This is a genomic window from Streptomyces sp. SAT1 (genome assembly GCF_001654495.1).
GTDB classification, from domain to species: Bacteria; Actinomycetota; Actinomycetes; order Streptomycetales; family Streptomycetaceae; genus Streptomyces; species Streptomyces andamanensis.
On the sequence record NZ_CP015849.1, the window covers coordinates 4,676,250 to 4,691,466 of the forward strand.

The 15,217-nt window shown below is 73.4% G+C and carries 9 protein-coding genes and 1 pseudogene; 5 read left to right on the forward strand and 5 right to left on the reverse strand.

Going from position 1 to position 15,217, the window contains the following annotated elements; translation table 11 throughout:
* Window positions 1–355 precede the first annotated feature (355 nt).
* From ychF to A8713_RS20320, 3 genes are all read left to right on the forward strand, one after another.
* A complete protein-coding gene (ychF, locus tag A8713_RS20310; protein WP_018565182.1) occupies window positions 356–1,444 on the forward strand; it encodes a redox-regulated ATPase YchF in 1,089 nt (362 codons plus the stop codon).
* A 281-nt stretch (window positions 1,445–1,725) separates the two neighbouring features.
* Window positions 1,726–2,010 carry a hypothetical protein gene (locus tag A8713_RS20315; RefSeq protein WP_028438980.1) on the forward strand — a complete coding sequence of 95 codons (285 nt, stop codon included), beginning with the start codon at window positions 1,726–1,728 and terminating at the stop codon, window positions 2,008–2,010.
* On the forward strand, window positions 1,992–2,405 hold the full coding sequence (locus A8713_RS20320; RefSeq protein ID WP_037661709.1) for a PIN domain-containing protein: 414 nt from the start codon (window positions 1,992–1,994) through the stop codon (window positions 2,403–2,405). Before A8713_RS20315 ends, A8713_RS20320 begins: the two co-directional genes overlap by 19 nt.
* Window positions 2,406–2,659: 254 nt before the next feature.
* Here A8713_RS20320 and A8713_RS20325 read toward each other — a convergent pair whose 3' ends face one another.
* From A8713_RS20325 to A8713_RS20340, 4 genes and pseudogenes are all read right to left on the reverse strand, one after another.
* The gene (locus A8713_RS20325) at window positions 2,660–4,060 is read right to left on the reverse strand and encodes a hypothetical protein (protein ID WP_064534997.1); all 1,401 of its coding nucleotides are present in this window, start codon (window positions 4,058–4,060) and stop codon (window positions 2,660–2,662) included.
* Window positions 4,057–6,036 carry a hypothetical protein gene (locus tag A8713_RS20330; protein ID WP_064534998.1) on the reverse strand — a complete coding sequence of 660 codons (1,980 nt, stop codon included), beginning with the start codon at window positions 6,034–6,036 and terminating at the stop codon, window positions 4,057–4,059. The genes A8713_RS20325 and A8713_RS20330 overlap by 4 nt, the downstream gene beginning before the upstream one ends.
* Window positions 6,033–6,827, reverse strand: a complete 795-nt coding sequence (locus A8713_RS20335) for a toll/interleukin-1 receptor domain-containing protein (protein ID WP_064534999.1) — start codon at window positions 6,825–6,827, stop codon at window positions 6,033–6,035. Before A8713_RS20335 ends, A8713_RS20330 begins: the two co-directional genes overlap by 4 nt.
* A 303-nt stretch (window positions 6,828–7,130) precedes the next feature.
* A pseudogene (locus A8713_RS20340) lies at window positions 7,131–8,375 on the reverse strand (helix-turn-helix domain-containing protein).
* 295 nt (window positions 8,376–8,670) lie between these two features.
* Between A8713_RS20340 and A8713_RS20345 the strand changes: the two are divergent.
* Window positions 8,671–10,914 (forward strand): DEAD/DEAH box helicase, encoded by a 2,244-nt coding sequence (locus tag A8713_RS20345; RefSeq protein ID WP_064535000.1) that lies wholly within the window; start codon window positions 8,671–8,673, stop codon window positions 10,912–10,914.
* 99 nt (window positions 10,915–11,013) lie between these two features.
* On the opposite strand, the gene A8713_RS20350 is transcribed toward A8713_RS20345, so the two are convergent.
* The gene (locus tag A8713_RS20350) at window positions 11,014–11,733 is read right to left on the reverse strand and encodes a S1 family peptidase (protein WP_064535001.1); all 720 of its coding nucleotides are present in this window, start codon (window positions 11,731–11,733) and stop codon (window positions 11,014–11,016) included.
* A 340-nt stretch (window positions 11,734–12,073) separates the two neighbouring features.
* On the opposite strand from A8713_RS20350, the gene A8713_RS20355 reads away from it, so the two are divergent.
* Window positions 12,074–15,142, forward strand: a complete 3,069-nt coding sequence (locus A8713_RS20355) for an AfsR/SARP family transcriptional regulator (RefSeq protein WP_064535002.1) — start codon at window positions 12,074–12,076, stop codon at window positions 15,140–15,142.
* The last annotated feature ends 75 nt before the right edge of the window (window positions 15,143–15,217 follow it).

The window sequence follows — 15,217 nt, forward strand, 5'->3', positions numbered from 1 at the left end:
CGGGCCGCGGAGGCCCGGCCCGGCTGTCGGCCGCGGCGCCCGCGCGGCCGGGCCGGGCCCGCGCCCCCCCGTCCGCTCCGGGCGGGGAGCGTGGGGGCGGCCCCGGGCTCCTTGTCCGGGCAGGGGCGGCCTGCCGCGTCGCGGTCCGTGCTGCTGAGGTCGCGTCCTGGGTTGCTCCACTGCTCCAACCTAGGTCTGTTTATGTGTTGAATAGGCCGTTTGACACGCCGCACGGCCCGGCGGGCCGGGGAGCCGGCCGGCGTGCGAACCGCCGCGAGGGGCGGGGCGCCGCACGCCGTAGACTGGTGGATCGGCCGCCTGGCCCCCAGTCTCCTCACGTACGGGAAGTCGCAACGTGTCGCTCACGATCGGAATCGTCGGTCTGCCGAACGTCGGCAAGTCGACCCTGTTCAACGCCCTGACCAAGAACGACGTGCTCGCGGCCAACTACCCGTTCGCCACCATCGAGCCCAACGTCGGTGTCGTGGGCGTCCCGGACGGTCGCCTCGCCCAGCTCGCCTCGATCTTCAAGTCGGAGCGGATCCTCCCGGCCACCGTCGACTTCGTCGACATCGCGGGCATCGTGCGCGGTGCCAGCGAGGGCGAGGGCCTGGGCAACAAGTTCCTCGCGAACATCCGCGAGTCGGATGCGATCTGCCAGGTCATCCGCGCGTTCAAGGACGAGAACGTCGTCCATGTGGACGGCAAGGTCTCGCCCAAGGACGACATCGAGACGATCAACACCGAGCTGATCCTCGCCGACCTCCAGACCATCGAGAAGGTCCTGCCCCGCCTCCAGAAGGAGTCGCGGATCAAGAAGGACGTCGCCCCGAAGGTGAAGGCCGTCGAGGAGGCCCAGGCGATCCTGGAGAAGGGCGACACGCTCTTCTCCCAGGGCATCCTCCAGGGCACCGAGCGCGCGGAGCTGCTGCACGACCTCCACCTGCTCACCACCAAGCCCTTCCTCTACGTCTTCAACGTCGACGAGGACGAGCTGACCGACGAGGACTTCAAGAACGAGCAGCGCGCCCTGGTCGCCCCCGCCGAGGCGATCTTCCTCAACGCCAAGCTGGAGGCGGACCTCGCCGAGCTGGACGAGGAGGAGGCCCTGGAGCTGCTGGAGTCCGTCGGCCAGCACGAGCCGGGCCTCGCCACCCTCGCCCGCGTCGGCTTCACCACCCTCGGCCTCCAGACCTACCTGACGGCCGGCCCCAAGGAATCCCGCGCCTGGACCATCAAGAAGGGCGCCACCGCCCCCGAGGCCGCCGGTGTCATCCACACCGACTTCCAGAAGGGCTTCATCAAGGCCGAGGTCATCTCCTTCACCGACCTCCTCGAAACCGGCTCGGTGGCCGAGGCCCGAGCCAAGGGGAAGGCTCGCATGGAGGGCAAGGAGTATGTGATGCAGGACGGGGATGTGGTGGAGTTCCGGTTCAACGTGTAGCGGCTGACATATCACCACGTCGCTGATCTGGCAAACATGCAGGTCAGGAGGGTTCCGGCTCTTCGGGGTCGGGCCCTTTGTTTTTTCCCGTGCTGGGATGGTGCTGGGATAGCTGACCCCTCGTCACCTGTCATCACCCCTGCTCATCCCTACCGTGCTGGGATCGTGCTGGGATGGGATGGGGGTGCCCGTGCTGGGATTTGCGTGAGCTGGGCGCTGACCGAGCTGTGAAGGTAGTGCAGACGTGGCGCTTTTCCTACTCGTTTGACACAATCGGGGATATGGCTGAGGCGACGTACAGCATCGGGGAAGGGCCAGCGACGCGGGTGAGCTTGTCGCTGCCGGAGGGGACCGCGGAGGCGATCCGGGCTCGCGTGGGCAAGCGGGAGTTCTCCGCGTTCATCGCCGAGGCGGTCGAGCGTGAGCTGCGCGGGCAGGTCCTGGACGAGTACCTGGCGGACTACGAGAGCCGCAAGGGGCCGGTCTCCGAGCCGGCTCGTCAGCGGGCGCGGCAGGTCTTCGACGAGGTGTTCGCCGAGGAGGCCGAGTGGCCCGCCGCAGGCTGAGTCACGAGGGGACGCTCGTCCTCGACAGCGAGGGACTCTCGAAGCTGCTCGCTGACGAAGAACAGGTGGTGGCTCTGATCGCCGAGGCGCGCTCGCGTGGCATGGAGGTCGTGATCAGTGCGCTCACCATCATCGAGGCCGTCCACGCCCGTACGAACAAGTCACGCCTGAACTGGGTGCTTTCCGGGCTGCGGGTCGTCCCGGTCGGTGACGAGGAGGCGAGGGCTGCCTCGAAGTTGCTGATGAATGCCGGATTGCACGGACACAAGTACGCGATCGATGCGGCCGTCGCCGAGGCCGCGCTGCGACAGCACCGCCCCGTGGTCATGCTGACTTCCGATATTGACGACATGGCCAAGCTGTGCGGCGAGCGGGTCCGGCTCGTGGCGGTGTGATTTCCCTGGTCCGGCTTCTTCCTTGCGACGGTTGACTGGTGGGTGGCGGTGCAGTCCAGGCCGGGGGCCGAGACGCCGCACGTGCGGTCGGCGTTCACTCGCCAGAACTGAAGCAGAGGATCACCTGGGCGTGGTCGGTCAGGGGCATCATCTGCGGCGATGGCCGGTCCAGCCGTTCAGAAGGGGCCCGACTCCGAGGAGTCGGGCCCCTTGTTGTTTCCTCGCTCGCGGGAGGCGTCCCGGGAGGCAGTCGGTTACCGGATCAGCTCGCCGTTCTCGTCGTCCTCGTCCCGTGGGTGGGGTGCGGTGGGGCGGTGGGGGGTTTGGGTGGTGTCCCAGAAGTACGGGGATGTTGCGGTGGTGTCGCTCGGCTGCTGTCGGTTCTCGGGGCGTACGTCCGTGTCGCTCGGCGGCGGCCCCGGCACGAAGGTGTCGGTGTCCGGGGCCGGGGGTGCGGCGCCCTCGGTGAAGGGTGCGCCGGCCGGACCCGGGTAGGGCCGGAACCAGGGGCCCGGGGTGTCGTCGCCTCCGTTCGTGGGGCCGTTCGAGGGGCCGTTCGTGGGACCGTTCGGGGAGGCGTCGTCCCGGCCTTCCTCGTCGTCCGGGTCGGGTGCCGGGAGGACGGTCCGCCTGATCTCCTCGGCGGCCTCGTGGAGACCGGCCGCCTCCAGGCTTCGCACCACGCGGTGCACCAGCACCGTGTACTCGTCCATGTCCGGCTTGAGGCCCACCGCCTCCAGCAGCAGGAGCAGCCGCTCCGGGACTCCTACCTCACGCTCGCGGTCGAACGCCGCTCCGCCCTGGCCGGGGTCACTCCACAGCGGGCCGCCGACGGGCGCCTCGGTCCGCGCGTCCGCGGGCGGGACGAGCAGGTGGCGGAAGAGCTCGGGCACCTCCTCGTCGTTGGCCGCCGCCGTGATCTGGGCGAGCGGGCCGATCATGTCGACGGCCTTCTCGATCTCGTCCTCGTGCCGGGCCAGCCACCACACGACCGCGCTGCCCGTGCTCCGGAGCACGTCGTCCCCGAGGTAGCGCCGCTTGTTGCGCTCGTGCTGACGCTCGTGCTCCCAGATCTCCTCGTCCTTGCGCAGGTCACTCAGCCTCTGTAAGCGGTCGCGGTCGGCGGGGGCGAGGGTCAGGGTCACACCGCCCGCCCGGGTCTCCACCCGGCCGCTCGGGTCCTGGAGCGGGATGCTCAGTTCCCCGTCCAGGACGTACCGTGCGAAGTCCGCTCTGGCGGGTTCCTCGCGGTGGACGAGCCCCACCGCCCGGCTGATGACCGCGGAGAGCGCGAGGGCCGGGGAAGCGCAGTCGGACCAGCCGGTGTGGTCGGGCACCGGCCTCCACCACACCGTGGCGGAGAAGAGGAAGTCGTAGCCGTCCACCGCGCTCGGCAGCGTGGCGTCGATCACCCGTGCCTCCTGGTACGGCTGCTCGACCGGTGCCGCCGGCGGCTCGGGCGGGGCGGGCTCGTACGGAGCCGCCGGCGTGCGGCCGCCGCTGAGGACCGTCATCACGAGCAGCAGCGAACCCGAGGCGGTGACCATGCACATGAAGCCCCACAGCCAGGGCGACCAGTGCAGGAGGCTTCCGAGCGCAGCGGGGGCGAGGCCGCAGAGAGCGACGAACAGCAGGCTGAAAAAGCGGTGTCTCATCGTTCCTCTTCCGTGGTCTGTGGTCCGGTGTCCGGTTCCGTGCGGGCGTACTGCGCGCGGTCGATGTGCCGCCAGAAGAGGGCGGCGACGGCCGCCCGGGACGAGTGGCGCGCGGTTCCGGCCCAGCCGTAGGCGATGGCGTAGAGGCGGTGGAGGGCGGCCGTGTCCCCGTGCGTCGCCCTGACCATCACGTCCAGCGCCATCTCCCGCGTACCGTCACCCGCCACGGTGTTCAGCCAGCTGGTCACCAGCGGGTTCCAGAGGTCCGTCGGCGGCTGGGAGAAGACCGCCTCCCAGCCCACGAACAGGGACGGCCACGGTGGCGGGTCCGGGGCCCGGTCGCTTCCCAACAGCTCGGTGAGCAGCCGGAGATGGGGCTCGGACCCGCGCGGCTCCCGGCGCACCCGCTCCCGCAGGCGGTCGATCAGCAGCCGGTAGAGCCGGTGCTCGCGGCCGGCCAGGTCGAGCAGTGCCGTGCGGGCCTCGCCCGCCGCCTCTCCCTGCCGTACGGCGAGGTGGTGGAGCCGCACGATCGCCTGGTCCGGATGCGTGGCGGCGAGACTCTGGACGCAGGCGGCGGTCAGGACGCGGGTGAGTCCCTGCGACAGGCCGGACCGCAGGCACTGATACATCCGGCTGCGGAACCAGCCGCCGAACGTCGCGTGGCTGAGGCCGAGTTCGAGGGCCGCCAGGGCGCGCTGGTCGCAGGAGGTGCCGGTCGCGCCGTCCGCCCAGCGGACCACGAGGTCGAAGAGATGGTCGGGCCGTCCCACGGCAAGGGACTGCTCACCGAAGCGGACGACGACGTTCATCCGGTCGTCGGTGGTCAGCTCGCGGAGCCCGGTGGCATGGCCGATCCAGTCCCTGAGCGCGTCGCGCATCCCGGGGAAGTTCGCCCAGAAGTACGTCCGCACCGCTTCGGCGTAGGCCAGCTGTCCGAAGCGGAGCCGTCCGTCCGCGTCCCGTTCGATGCCGAGTGTCGTCAGGTGCTGTCCGAAGTCCGTCCGCGCCAGCTCGATGGTCGTCTCTTCCTCGTGCCCCACCGTCCTCATCAGGCCGCGCCACACGGTGTGGACGGTGTCGGCGCGGGCCCCCTCGAACACCGCCGCCGCGAGCAGCAGGCCCCGCTCGGGTGCGGTGGGGACCGCGGCCACCTGCCGGCCCACCTCACCGGCCCGGTCGGTCACCGCGTGCAGCGCCTGGTCGAGCCAGTCCGCGAAGCCGGTGCCGAACCGCCCGCTTTTCTTCGCGGTCCTCACCAGCCCTGCGAGCCGCGCCAGTTCCTGCATGGGGGAGCGGTCGTACAGGGGCTGGAGTCCGGCGCCTCGCAGGTCGGCGGGCCGGAAGGGCATCCGGTCCATGCGGAGGTATCGGGTGAGGACGCTGATGCCCCGGGGGCGCTCCAGCTTCACCGTGAGCGGTTCGAGGTCCGGCAGGCGGGCGTGCTCCATGCCCCACGGCAGGACGGCGACCATGTGGGCGCCCGCCTCCTGGACCTGTGACCGGTACACGGCCAGGCGGCGCTGGGCCTTTGCGTACAGCTCCTCGTCGGCGATCGGGGAGAGGTCGAGGAGGAAGCGGTCCCCTTCCCCGAAGGGGGCAGGCGCCCCGCCCTCGTCGTTGCCCAGGACGGAGAGTTCGTCGAACCGGACCGGCTCCTCCTCGGCGTCCCCGTCCTCGTCCTCGCCGAGCCCGTGCAGCAGCATGACCGCCGCGGCGTGGCGGCCGGTGCCGGGCCGGGCCTCCAGCAGCACCACCGACCCGGGCTTCTCCAGGCGCTCGGCGGCGTCGCGGTAGTGCACCGGCGGGACGAAGCGGTCGGCCAGGCGCAACCGGTCCTCGCGGACGATCCGGAGGGACTCGACCCCTCGGCGGATCATCCAGTCCGCGCCGCCGTAGAAGACGTACTGGTGTCCCGCGCCGTTGTTCACAGGGGCCCGCGGCTCGTTGACGGTGACGTGGTTCTCTTCGGTCATCGTTCGTCGTCCGAGCGCCGGCGGTCGCGCTCGAAGCGCTGGTGGACCGTCCCGCTGTTGTCGCCCGCCGTGAACTGGACCCCGGTGTTGTCGCCCTCGAAGTGAGGGGCGTTGTACTGGTGGCCGCGGCCGGTGTTCACCGGTCCCCGGGGCTCGTTGACGAAGGTGCCGGACAGGTCTCCGTTGAGGTTCCCGATGCCGCCGCGCACCCGCTGCTCGACATCGCGTGTGCGCATTCTGGTGTGTCCGGCGTCGCGGTCCTGCTTCTTGCGGGACTTCGACTCGGTCCGCTCCCGCGCCGCACGGGCGTCGTGGTCCGCCGCGCCCAGGTCGGGCAGCAGCCGGGCGAGGGCGTCGCCGAGCGCGGCCAGGTCCGACTCGGCGTTGCGGTGGTCGAACCGCCTGTACTGGCGGTCCGCCAGTTCCAGGAGGTCACCGGGGAGGACGGCGCGGTCGATCCGCGTGGCCTTCCCGACGAGTACCGGGATCACCAGGATCCCGCGGTCGAGCGCGGTCTGGATCTCACGGCGGGTCCAGTCCTGCTCGGCTTCGAGGGCGGGGCGGCCGTCGGCCCCGCGCACCTCGGCCCAGCGCGGACCGATCACGGCGAGGAGTGCCTCGCACTCCTCCACCGCCCTGACCAGCTCCGCCGGGAAGCGGTGGCCGGGCTCGGTCGAGTTGCTGGCGAAGAAGACCCGGTCGCGGCCGAAGCGCCGGACGAGTTCCCGGGCGATCATGGTCGCGGCGGATTCCTCGTCGCCTGTGCGGTAGTTGACGAAGACGTCGGGCATGAAGATTCCTTTCGTGAGGCATATGCGCAGAACGGGATGAAGGGCCACTGGGCCCTGGGGCGTCCGTTCGGGCCGTGAGGCAACGGCCGCGTGACGGCATGACGCGTCCACGGGAGGGCGTTGGAGTGGAGGCGCGCCACCCCGTGCGTCACCGGTCGCGGGCGGCCCGAGGAAGCCGGGCGCGCGGCGACGCGGTGGACGGGGAGCAGAGGGTCCCGCAGGGGATCGTGCGATCCCCCGGGGCCCGGGGTGACCGGCCGGACCAGCTCGCTTCGAGGCGGGGCCGGCGGGGAGGGACCCGGGTCAGCTGTGCGCGGGGGCGAGCACCCGTGCCAGTGCCGGTTGCAGATCGCGTACGGCCTGGTTGTTCCTGAACCGGGAGAGCTCCCGCGCGAGACGGCGGACGTCGCTGTTGACCGTCGCAGAGGGCACGGCCGGCATCACCGCCAGGAGTTCCCCGGCGATGGCGCACGCGTGCTCGACCTCTCCGGAGGCGGCGTGCGCCAGGGACCGGCGGAAGCCGTAGCGGGCGCGGGTGCGCAGGGCGTGCGGCGGGAGACGGCGGCACTCCCGGTCGAGGATCTCGGCGGCGGCCCTGGGGCGGCCGAGGTCGTGCAGGCACCAGCCGGTCGTCACCGCCGCGGGGTCGCTCACGTGGGTGGTGCCGATCACGGGTTCGGTGCCGTCGCGGGCGTCGTCGCCCAGCAGTTCCCGTGCCCGGTCGAGACTGCGGAGGCAGTCGCGTTCGTCGCCGACGAGCGCGTGTCCCTAGGCCTCCCGCTGAGCCGCCAGCCCACGGATGCGCGGCGGGAGCCTGCCGTTCTGGGCCCGGCGCGCCAGAGCGACGGTGCCCGCGGCGTCCCCGCCGTAGAGCGTGACCAGGGCACGTCGAACGAGCGCGTAGGAACCGAGGTACGGATCGCCCCCGGCACGCGCCAGTTCGGCGGCCTCACCGGTCCAGCCGAGCGCAGCGTCGTCGTCGCCGGCCTCCTGCGCCATCCAGCCGGTGAACTCAGCGAACCGGGACGCGAGCCGGAGCGCGGGGGCCCGGGTGGCGGAGGGGGTGTCGCCGGCCAGTGCGGCGACCATGCGCGTCTGCGTCTCCAGCAGGGGGAGCAGCGCCTTCGGTGCGGTGGACTGGCCGAGCTTGCGCAACTGGTCGAACTGTATGCGGAAGGACGGAAGGAGGGGCGCGGCGGCGGAGGACGCCTGTCCGCCGAGTTTCAGGCCGAGGTCGATCAGCGACCCCGCACCCGTGGCGAGGACCGCCCGGCGTCCCACGCGCCGGCCGCCCGGGGCGGTGGGGGAGCCGGCGGCGCCGTCCGAGGCGGCCTCGGGGCCGGCGCCCAGGCGTTGCAGCGCACCGTTCGCGCCGAGGAACGCGTCGCATCGGCGGGCCAGTTCGGGAGAGGCGGCTCGCTCCCCCCGCTCGACCTTGCTGAGGTACCCCTTGTCGTAGTTGAGCGCCACGGCGAACTGGGTCAGCGTGAGGTCCGCTTCCAGTCGTAAACGGCGAAGTTCCGGGCCGAACGGTAAAGCCGTACTCATCAAGAGCCTCCCCTGGAGCAGTGGCCGTGAGAGTCCTGCGCCCTCACGGGGAACTTCCGTTCGACTTTCACTGGTCGTACGAAGACCCGACGGCGAAACCCGTCGTGATGGAGCTGTCTCGCTGTGCAGCCGAGAGTGAGTTTGACACGAGGCGCGCGTCGGGAATCGGGGTTCGGCGGGGTTGCCTGTTGCCTCTTCCGTCTTCTGTTGCCCCCGGCTGCTCCTGGACCGTGCCCGGGTGAAGCGAGTGCCCCGGCTTTCCCGTGCGAGCTGATCCGCGGGCCGATGCGACGGCATGCGGTGGGAGGATGCGGCACGACGGCAGAAAGGGGCGGGGCGGGTGGGGCGGCGGGAGCGGGAGGTCGTGGGGCGGGGGGTGCGGCTGGGGGAGGCCGCGCAGGGGGTCGTCGCGGAGTACGGGCGGGCCGTGGAGGCCGTGCGGGAGGCGTTGCGGCCGCTGCACGACGCGCTGGTGGAGCGGGAGCTCGGGGCCATCCCCGTCGCGCGGCTCCAGGACGTCACCGAGGGGCGGCTGCGGCTGGGCGGGGTCGAGCGGAGCGGCTTCGGCACGGTGGGGCGGGTGCTGGCGGCGGGGCCCTACCGGCTGCGGCAGATCCCGGGTGTCGGGCAGCGTACGGTCGACCAGATCCTGGCCGCCGCGCACCGGCTGGCCGAGGCCGTGCACGAGACCGTGGCCGTCCGCATCGATGTGGACCGGCCGGAGCCGGGCACCACGGCGCTGGTCATGGCGCTGCACGTCCTGGTGGAGGCCGGACCGGACGCGCGGCGCGCCGTCGACCGGGCCGCCGCCCTCGCGGAGCGGCTGGGGCCGCTGCTGGCCGACGCGCGGCCCGCCGGCGGGCGGCTGCGCATGGCACTGGCGGGCCGGGAGAAGCGGGCCCGTGCGCTGGCCGCGGTCGCCGAGGTGCGGGCGCTGGTGGAGGAGGCGGAGCAGGCGGGGCTCGCGGAGCTGTTCGCGCAGACCTCGGTGGATCTGCTGCGGCCCTCGGCCGACCTCGCTGCCTGGGCGGACTTCGAGCTCCGCTCCGCCGAGTACTACGGCCTGCTCGCCGAGGTCTCCGGGCGGCTGCCCGACGCGGCCGCCGCCGAGGGCTTCCTGCCGGAGGAGGTCGCCGAACGGGTACGGAACCAGCGCCTGGACGATTCCCGCCGCCGGGTGTCCCTGCGCGGCTACCAGGCGTTCGGCGCCCGGTTCGTGCTCGCGCAGCGCAAGGTGATCCTCGGCGACGAGATGGGGCTGGGGAAGACCGTGCAGGCGATCGCCGTGCTGGCCCATCTGGCCGCCGAGGGGCGGGACCACTTCATGGTGGTCTGCCCGGCGAGCGTCCTGGTCAACTGGACGCGAGAGATCGAGGCCCGCAGCGCCCTCCCCGTCCGGGTGCTGCACGGCCCCGACCGGCACGAGGCGTTCGCCGACTGGCAGGCGCAGGGCGGGGTCGGGGTGACCACGTTCGACGCCCTGCGCGGCTTTCCCGCCCCCGACGGGGGCACGGTCTCCCTGCTCGTCGTGGACGAGGCGCACAGTGTGAAGAACCCGCAGGCCAAGCGCTCGCAGGCGGTCGCCCTGTGGGCCGGGCGGTGCGAGCGCGCGCTGCTGATGACCGGGACGCCGATGGAGAACCGGGTCGCGGAGTTCCGCAACCTGGTCGGCATGCTCGATCCCCGTCTCGCCGACTCCCTGGGCGAGGGCGACGCGCTGGCCGGATCGGTCGCCTTCCGCACGGCCGTCGCACCGGTCTACCTGCGGCGCAACCAGGAGGACGTGCTCACGGAACTGCCCAGTCTCCAGCACACCGACGAGTGGGAGGAGCTGAGCGCGTCGGACGAGGAGGCGTACCGCGAGGCCGTGCGCGCCGGGAACTTCATGGCGATGCGCCGGGCCGCGTATCTGCGCCCCGAGAAGTCGGCCAAGCTGGAACGGCTGCGGGAGATCGTGCAGGAGGCCGCGGCGAACGGGCAGAAGACCGTCGTCTTCTCCCACTTCAAGGACGTGCTGACCGTGGTGGAGCAGGCGCTCGCCGCCACCGGCGGCACACCGCTGTCCGGTCCGCTGACCGGGAGCGTCCCGGCCGGCCGGCGGCAGCGGATCGTCGACGACTTCGCCGCCGCGACCGGTCCGGCGGTGCTCCTCGCGCAGATCCAGGCGGCGGGCGTCGGCCTCAACCTGCAGGCCGCCTCCGTCGTCGTCCTGTGCGAACCCCAGATCAAGCCGACCCTTGAGCACCAGGCGGTGGCTCGGGCCCACCGCATGGGCCAGGTCAGACCGGTCCGCGTGCACCGGCTCCTGGCCACCGGCGGCGTCGACGAACGCCTGGTGCGGATGCTGGAGCGCAAGTCCCGCCTGTTCGACGCCTACGCCCGCCGCAGCGCCGTGGCCGAGGCCACGCCGGACGCCGTCGACGTGTCCGACACGGAACTGGCCCGGCGGATCGTCGAGGAGGAGCAGGAGCGTCTGGGCCTGGAGAAGGAGCCGGTCACCGACAGCGGTGGCAGCAGCGGTGGCAGCGGCCGGGCGTAGGCAGTGGCCGGAGCGCCGCGGTCATGCGCCCGGCGCCGGGCCCCGTACGGACGACGGGAAGGGGCCCGGCGCCGAGCCGAACGCGTCGCCGGTCGCTCCTCAGACCCCCGCGACCGACTGGATCCACGACCGGTACGCCGTGACGTTGGCGTACGCCGTGCTGGACTGGCGGTCGCTGGTGGAGGCGACGCCGACCTGGACGCCGCCGGCCATCATGGGGCCGCCGGAGTCGCCGCCGGCGGTGATGCCGTTGCCGCGGGAGGCGCAGATCGCGGAGCCGCCGTAGGCGTCGCTGCAACCGCCGCTGACGGTGACGTCGGCGACCTTCAGATAGCGGGACTGGCAGTTGATCTCGGAGCCGCACTGGGAGGTCGCGCCCCAGCCGTAGACCTGGACGCTCTGGCCGACGCGTACCGTGCCGGGCTGGCCGAGGGTGGCGTACGTGGTGGACACCGAGCGGTCCAGGCGGACCAGGGCCAGGTCGGCGCTGTGGGTGTAGATCTGGACGCCGTTGGCCGTGGTGCCGCCGCTGTACTGGTCCAGGCTGCCGATGCGGAACGACAGGGAGCCGCCGGAGACGCAGTGCTTGGCCGTGAGGATCCAGGTCGGCGCGATGATCGTGGCCGAACAGCTCTCCTGGCCGTTGGCGTACAGCCGGGCCGCCCAGGGGCCGCTGGAGGCGTAGCCGCCGCCGATGATGGGCTGCGGGGCCCTGGTGGTGGGGGGCGCGGCCGGGGCGGCGCTCGCCGTGGGGGCGAGCAGGGCCAGGACGGAGACGGTGGCTGCGGCGAGTGCGGGCGCGAGTCGGGATATGCGCAAGATTCCTCGATCCGGAGGACACGTCGGGTGGACGTGTGCGGGCGGGTGGGGAAGGTGACGACGGCCTCGTGGGCCCGGCCCGCGCCGTACGGCCGCCCGGAGGGCAGTTGTCGGCGTGGGCATGACACAACCTTCCGGACGGGGAAGCGGCTCGGGTACTCCCATCCGGCCATAACGCGGTGATATGGCCGCGGCCGGGCCGCCCGCCGGGAAAGTCGAGGGGCGGGGCGCCGCCGCCCGTCCGGCCCCGTGCCCGGGATCGGCAGGTGGGGCACGGTACGGGTGGGCTTCCCACGTATCCTCGGCACGGGACGGGGCCGCGGATCAGGAGGTACACAGGGTGGAGTTCCGGCTGCTCGGATCCGTCGCCGTGGTGACGGAGAACGGAGACTTCGCCCCCGGTCCCGTGAAACGCTGCAGTCTGCTGGCCATGCTCCTGCTGCGGCCCAACACCGCGGTCAGCGTCGACCAGCTCACGGCCGCGCTGTGGGAGGACGAACCGCCCACCCACTTCAAGACGGTCCTGCAAGGCCACGTCTCGCGGCTGCGCGCCCTGCTCGCCGACCACGGCGCCCGCGAGTACGGGGTCGAGCTGACCACCCAGGGCACGGCGTACGAGCTCCAGATGCCGGAGTCCCTGGTGGACGCCCACCGCTTCGAGGAACTGGTCGCCCTCTCCCGCGTGCAGCGCCGGCCCGCCGACACCGTACGCATGCTGCGCGAGGCGCTCGCCTGCTGGCAGGGCCCCGCCCTGACCGGCACGGTGCGCAGCGGTCCGCTGGAGGCGGCGGCCGGCGGCCTCGAAGACCTGCGGCTCGCCTCGGTGGAGGCGCTGGCCGAGGCGTACGGGCAGCTCGGCGAGCACGGCAGGGCCGCCGCCGTACTGCGCACCGAGGCCGTCGCGCATCCGCTGCGGGAGTCGCTGGCCGCAGCCCTGATGCTGGCCCTGGGCCGCTCGGGACGGCAGTCCGACGCGATCAACTGGTACCACCGCACCCGGCGGCTGCTCGCCGACGAACTCGGCGTGGACCCCGGCGACGCGCTCACCGAGGCCTACGCCGTCCTGCTGCGCGCCGCCGATCCCGCGCCGCTGCCCGCTCGTACGGCCGCGGAACCGGCCACCGGACCCGCGGCGGGGCCCGCGGCGGGATCCGCGACCGGCACTGCGGCCGGTGCCGCGACCGGTGCCGCGGCCGGTGCCGCCGGTGGGTCCCCCGCCGGTCCCGCCGCGGGTGCCGCCGCGGGCACCGCCGAAGCCGCGGGATCCACCGCCGGACCTGCTGCCGGAGCCGTTGAGGACGCCACCCCGTCGGCTGCCGGACCGGTCGACGGGCACACCCCCGGACCGGGCACGGCAGCCGCCGCGGCCACCCCGACCCCGGCCGCCGATGCCGCCCCGCAGCCCGCATTCCCGCCCGGCCCCCCGTCCGGACCCTTGCCCGGCCCCGCGTCCGCACCGCCGTACGTCCCCCAGTCCGGCCCCCAGCCCGTCCCCCAGTCCGTCCCGGCCGCAGGCCACCTCGTCCCGCCGCACGCCGATCCGCCCGTACCGCAGCTGCTGCCCCGGCCGCCGCGCGGCTTCACCGGCCGGGACCCGGAACTGGCCGCGCTCGGCCGGGCCGTCACCGCCACCGACGCGCCCGTCTGCCTGATCACCGGGGCCGCCGGGGTCGGCAAGACCGCGTTCGCCCTGCACTGGGCCCATCAGCACGGTGCCGCCTTCCCCGACGGACGGCTCTTCGCCGATCTGCGCGGCTTCAGCGACACCCCGGCGCCCGACGCCGGAACGGTGCTGCGGGAGTTCCTGCTGGCCCTGGGCGTCGCCCCGCAGCGCGTCCCCGAGACCACGGCCGCGCGCGGCGCGCTGTTCCGCACCCTCACCGACGGCCGCCGACTGCTCGTCGTCCTCGACAACGCCCGTTCCTCCGAGCAGGTCAGACCGCTGCTCCCCGGCGGCGACCACTGCGTCACGCTGGTCACCAGCAGGGACCGGCTCGGCGGCCTCATCGCCTCCGACGCCGCCCGGCCGCTGCCGCTCGCCCACCTCCCGGCCGCCGACGCCGAGGCGCTGCTCGCCAGCGTGCTCGGCGAGGACCGGATCGCCGCCGAACCCGAGGCCGCCGCCCGGCTGGCCGGACTCTGCGACGGGCTGCCGCTCGCCCTGCGCGTCACCGCCGCCCGGCTCGCCCAACGCCCCCAGTGGACGCTGGGCGCGATGGCCCACGAACTCGCCGACGAACACGGCCGCCTCGCCCTGCTCGACGTCGAGGACACCGGCGTCTCCGCCGCCCTGCACCTCACCGTGCAGCAGCTGCCCGAGCCCGCCGCCCGCATGTTCCGCGCCATCGGCCTGCACACCGGCTCCGACCTGGACCGGTTCGCCGCCAGCGCGCTCGCCGGGACCACCCCCGCCCAGGCCGGAGCCGACCTGGACCGGCTCGCCGCCGCCCATCTGCTCACCGAGTCGGTCCCCGGCCGCTGGACCCCGCACGACCTGGTCCGCCTCTACGCCCGCCACCTCGCCCCGCAGGCCGACCCCGAGGGCCTGCGCCGCCTGCTGGACCACTACCTGTTCACCGGGCTCGCCGCCGACGCGGCCGCCGAACCCGGCTCCCAGCCCTGCTACGCGCTGCCCGCCGACGCCCGCCGCCCGGCCGCCACGCGGGAGTTCGACGACCGGGCCGCCGCCCTCGCCTGGTACGCGGCCGAGCGCCCCGCGCTGGAGGGCGCCGTGGCCGCGGCCGCCGCACTCGGCCTGCACGACCGGGCCTGGCGGCTCGCCCTGGTGCAGTGGCCGCTGATGCTGTGGCGGATCACCGACGGCTGGACCCCGCTGCTGGAGGCCGGACTCGCCTCCGCCGAGCACGAGGGCGACCTGGACGCGCAGTCGCGGACCCGGGCCCTGCTCGGCTGGATCCTGCACGAGGAGGGCCGGGACCCCGAGGCCTTGGTCCATCTGGAGGCGGCACCCGAGCTGGCCGCCCGCGCGGGCGACGCCATCAGCGAGGCCATCGCCTGCGTCAACCTCGCCGCCGTCCTGGACTCCACCGGGGACAGTGTGCGGGCCGGGGAGCTGATGACCCGCGCGGTCGCCCTCGCCGACAGCACCGGCCACCCCGCCACCCAGGTGCTGGCCCTCCAGCACCTGGCCCAGTACTGCCTGCGCACCGGCGCCCACGAGGCCGCACTCGCCCACACCCTGCGCGCCACCGAGCTGGTCTCGCCGCACGCGGTCGTCGGCCGGGCGCAGCTGCGGATCCTGCGCGGCGAGGCACTGGCCGGGCTGGGCCGGACCGCCGAGGCCGCAGACGAGTTCCGGCAGGCGACGGCGGCGTCCGAGGCGGCCGGGTTCACCCAGGGTTCGGAGCGCGCCGCACGGCTGCTCTCCCTGCTGGCAGCGAAGCGTTAGCGGGACGTAAGCAGGACGGCAGCGCGGACGCCGAAGCTGAGTACATGGCACCGAGCGCGGGACACCGGGCACCGG

Bases quoted from the DNA above. Each gene is read 5' to 3' on its own strand.
- A8713_RS20335 (WP_064534999.1), bottom strand. From the start codon at position 6,827: ATGCCCGACGTCTTCGTCAACTACCGCACAGGCGACGAGGAATCCGCC.
- A8713_RS20345 (WP_064535000.1), top strand. From the start codon at position 8,671: ATGCGGTGGGAGGATGCGGCACGACGGCAGAAAGGGGCGGGGCGGGTG.
- A8713_RS20325 (WP_064534997.1), bottom strand. From the start codon at position 4,060: ATGAGACACCGCTTTTTCAGCCTGCTGTTCGTCGCTCTCTGCGGCCTC.
- A8713_RS20315 (WP_028438980.1), top strand. From the start codon at position 1,726: ATGGCTGAGGCGACGTACAGCATCGGGGAAGGGCCAGCGACGCGGGTG.
- A8713_RS20330 (WP_064534998.1), bottom strand. From the start codon at position 6,036: ATGACCGAAGAGAACCACGTCACCGTCAACGAGCCGCGGGCCCCTGTG.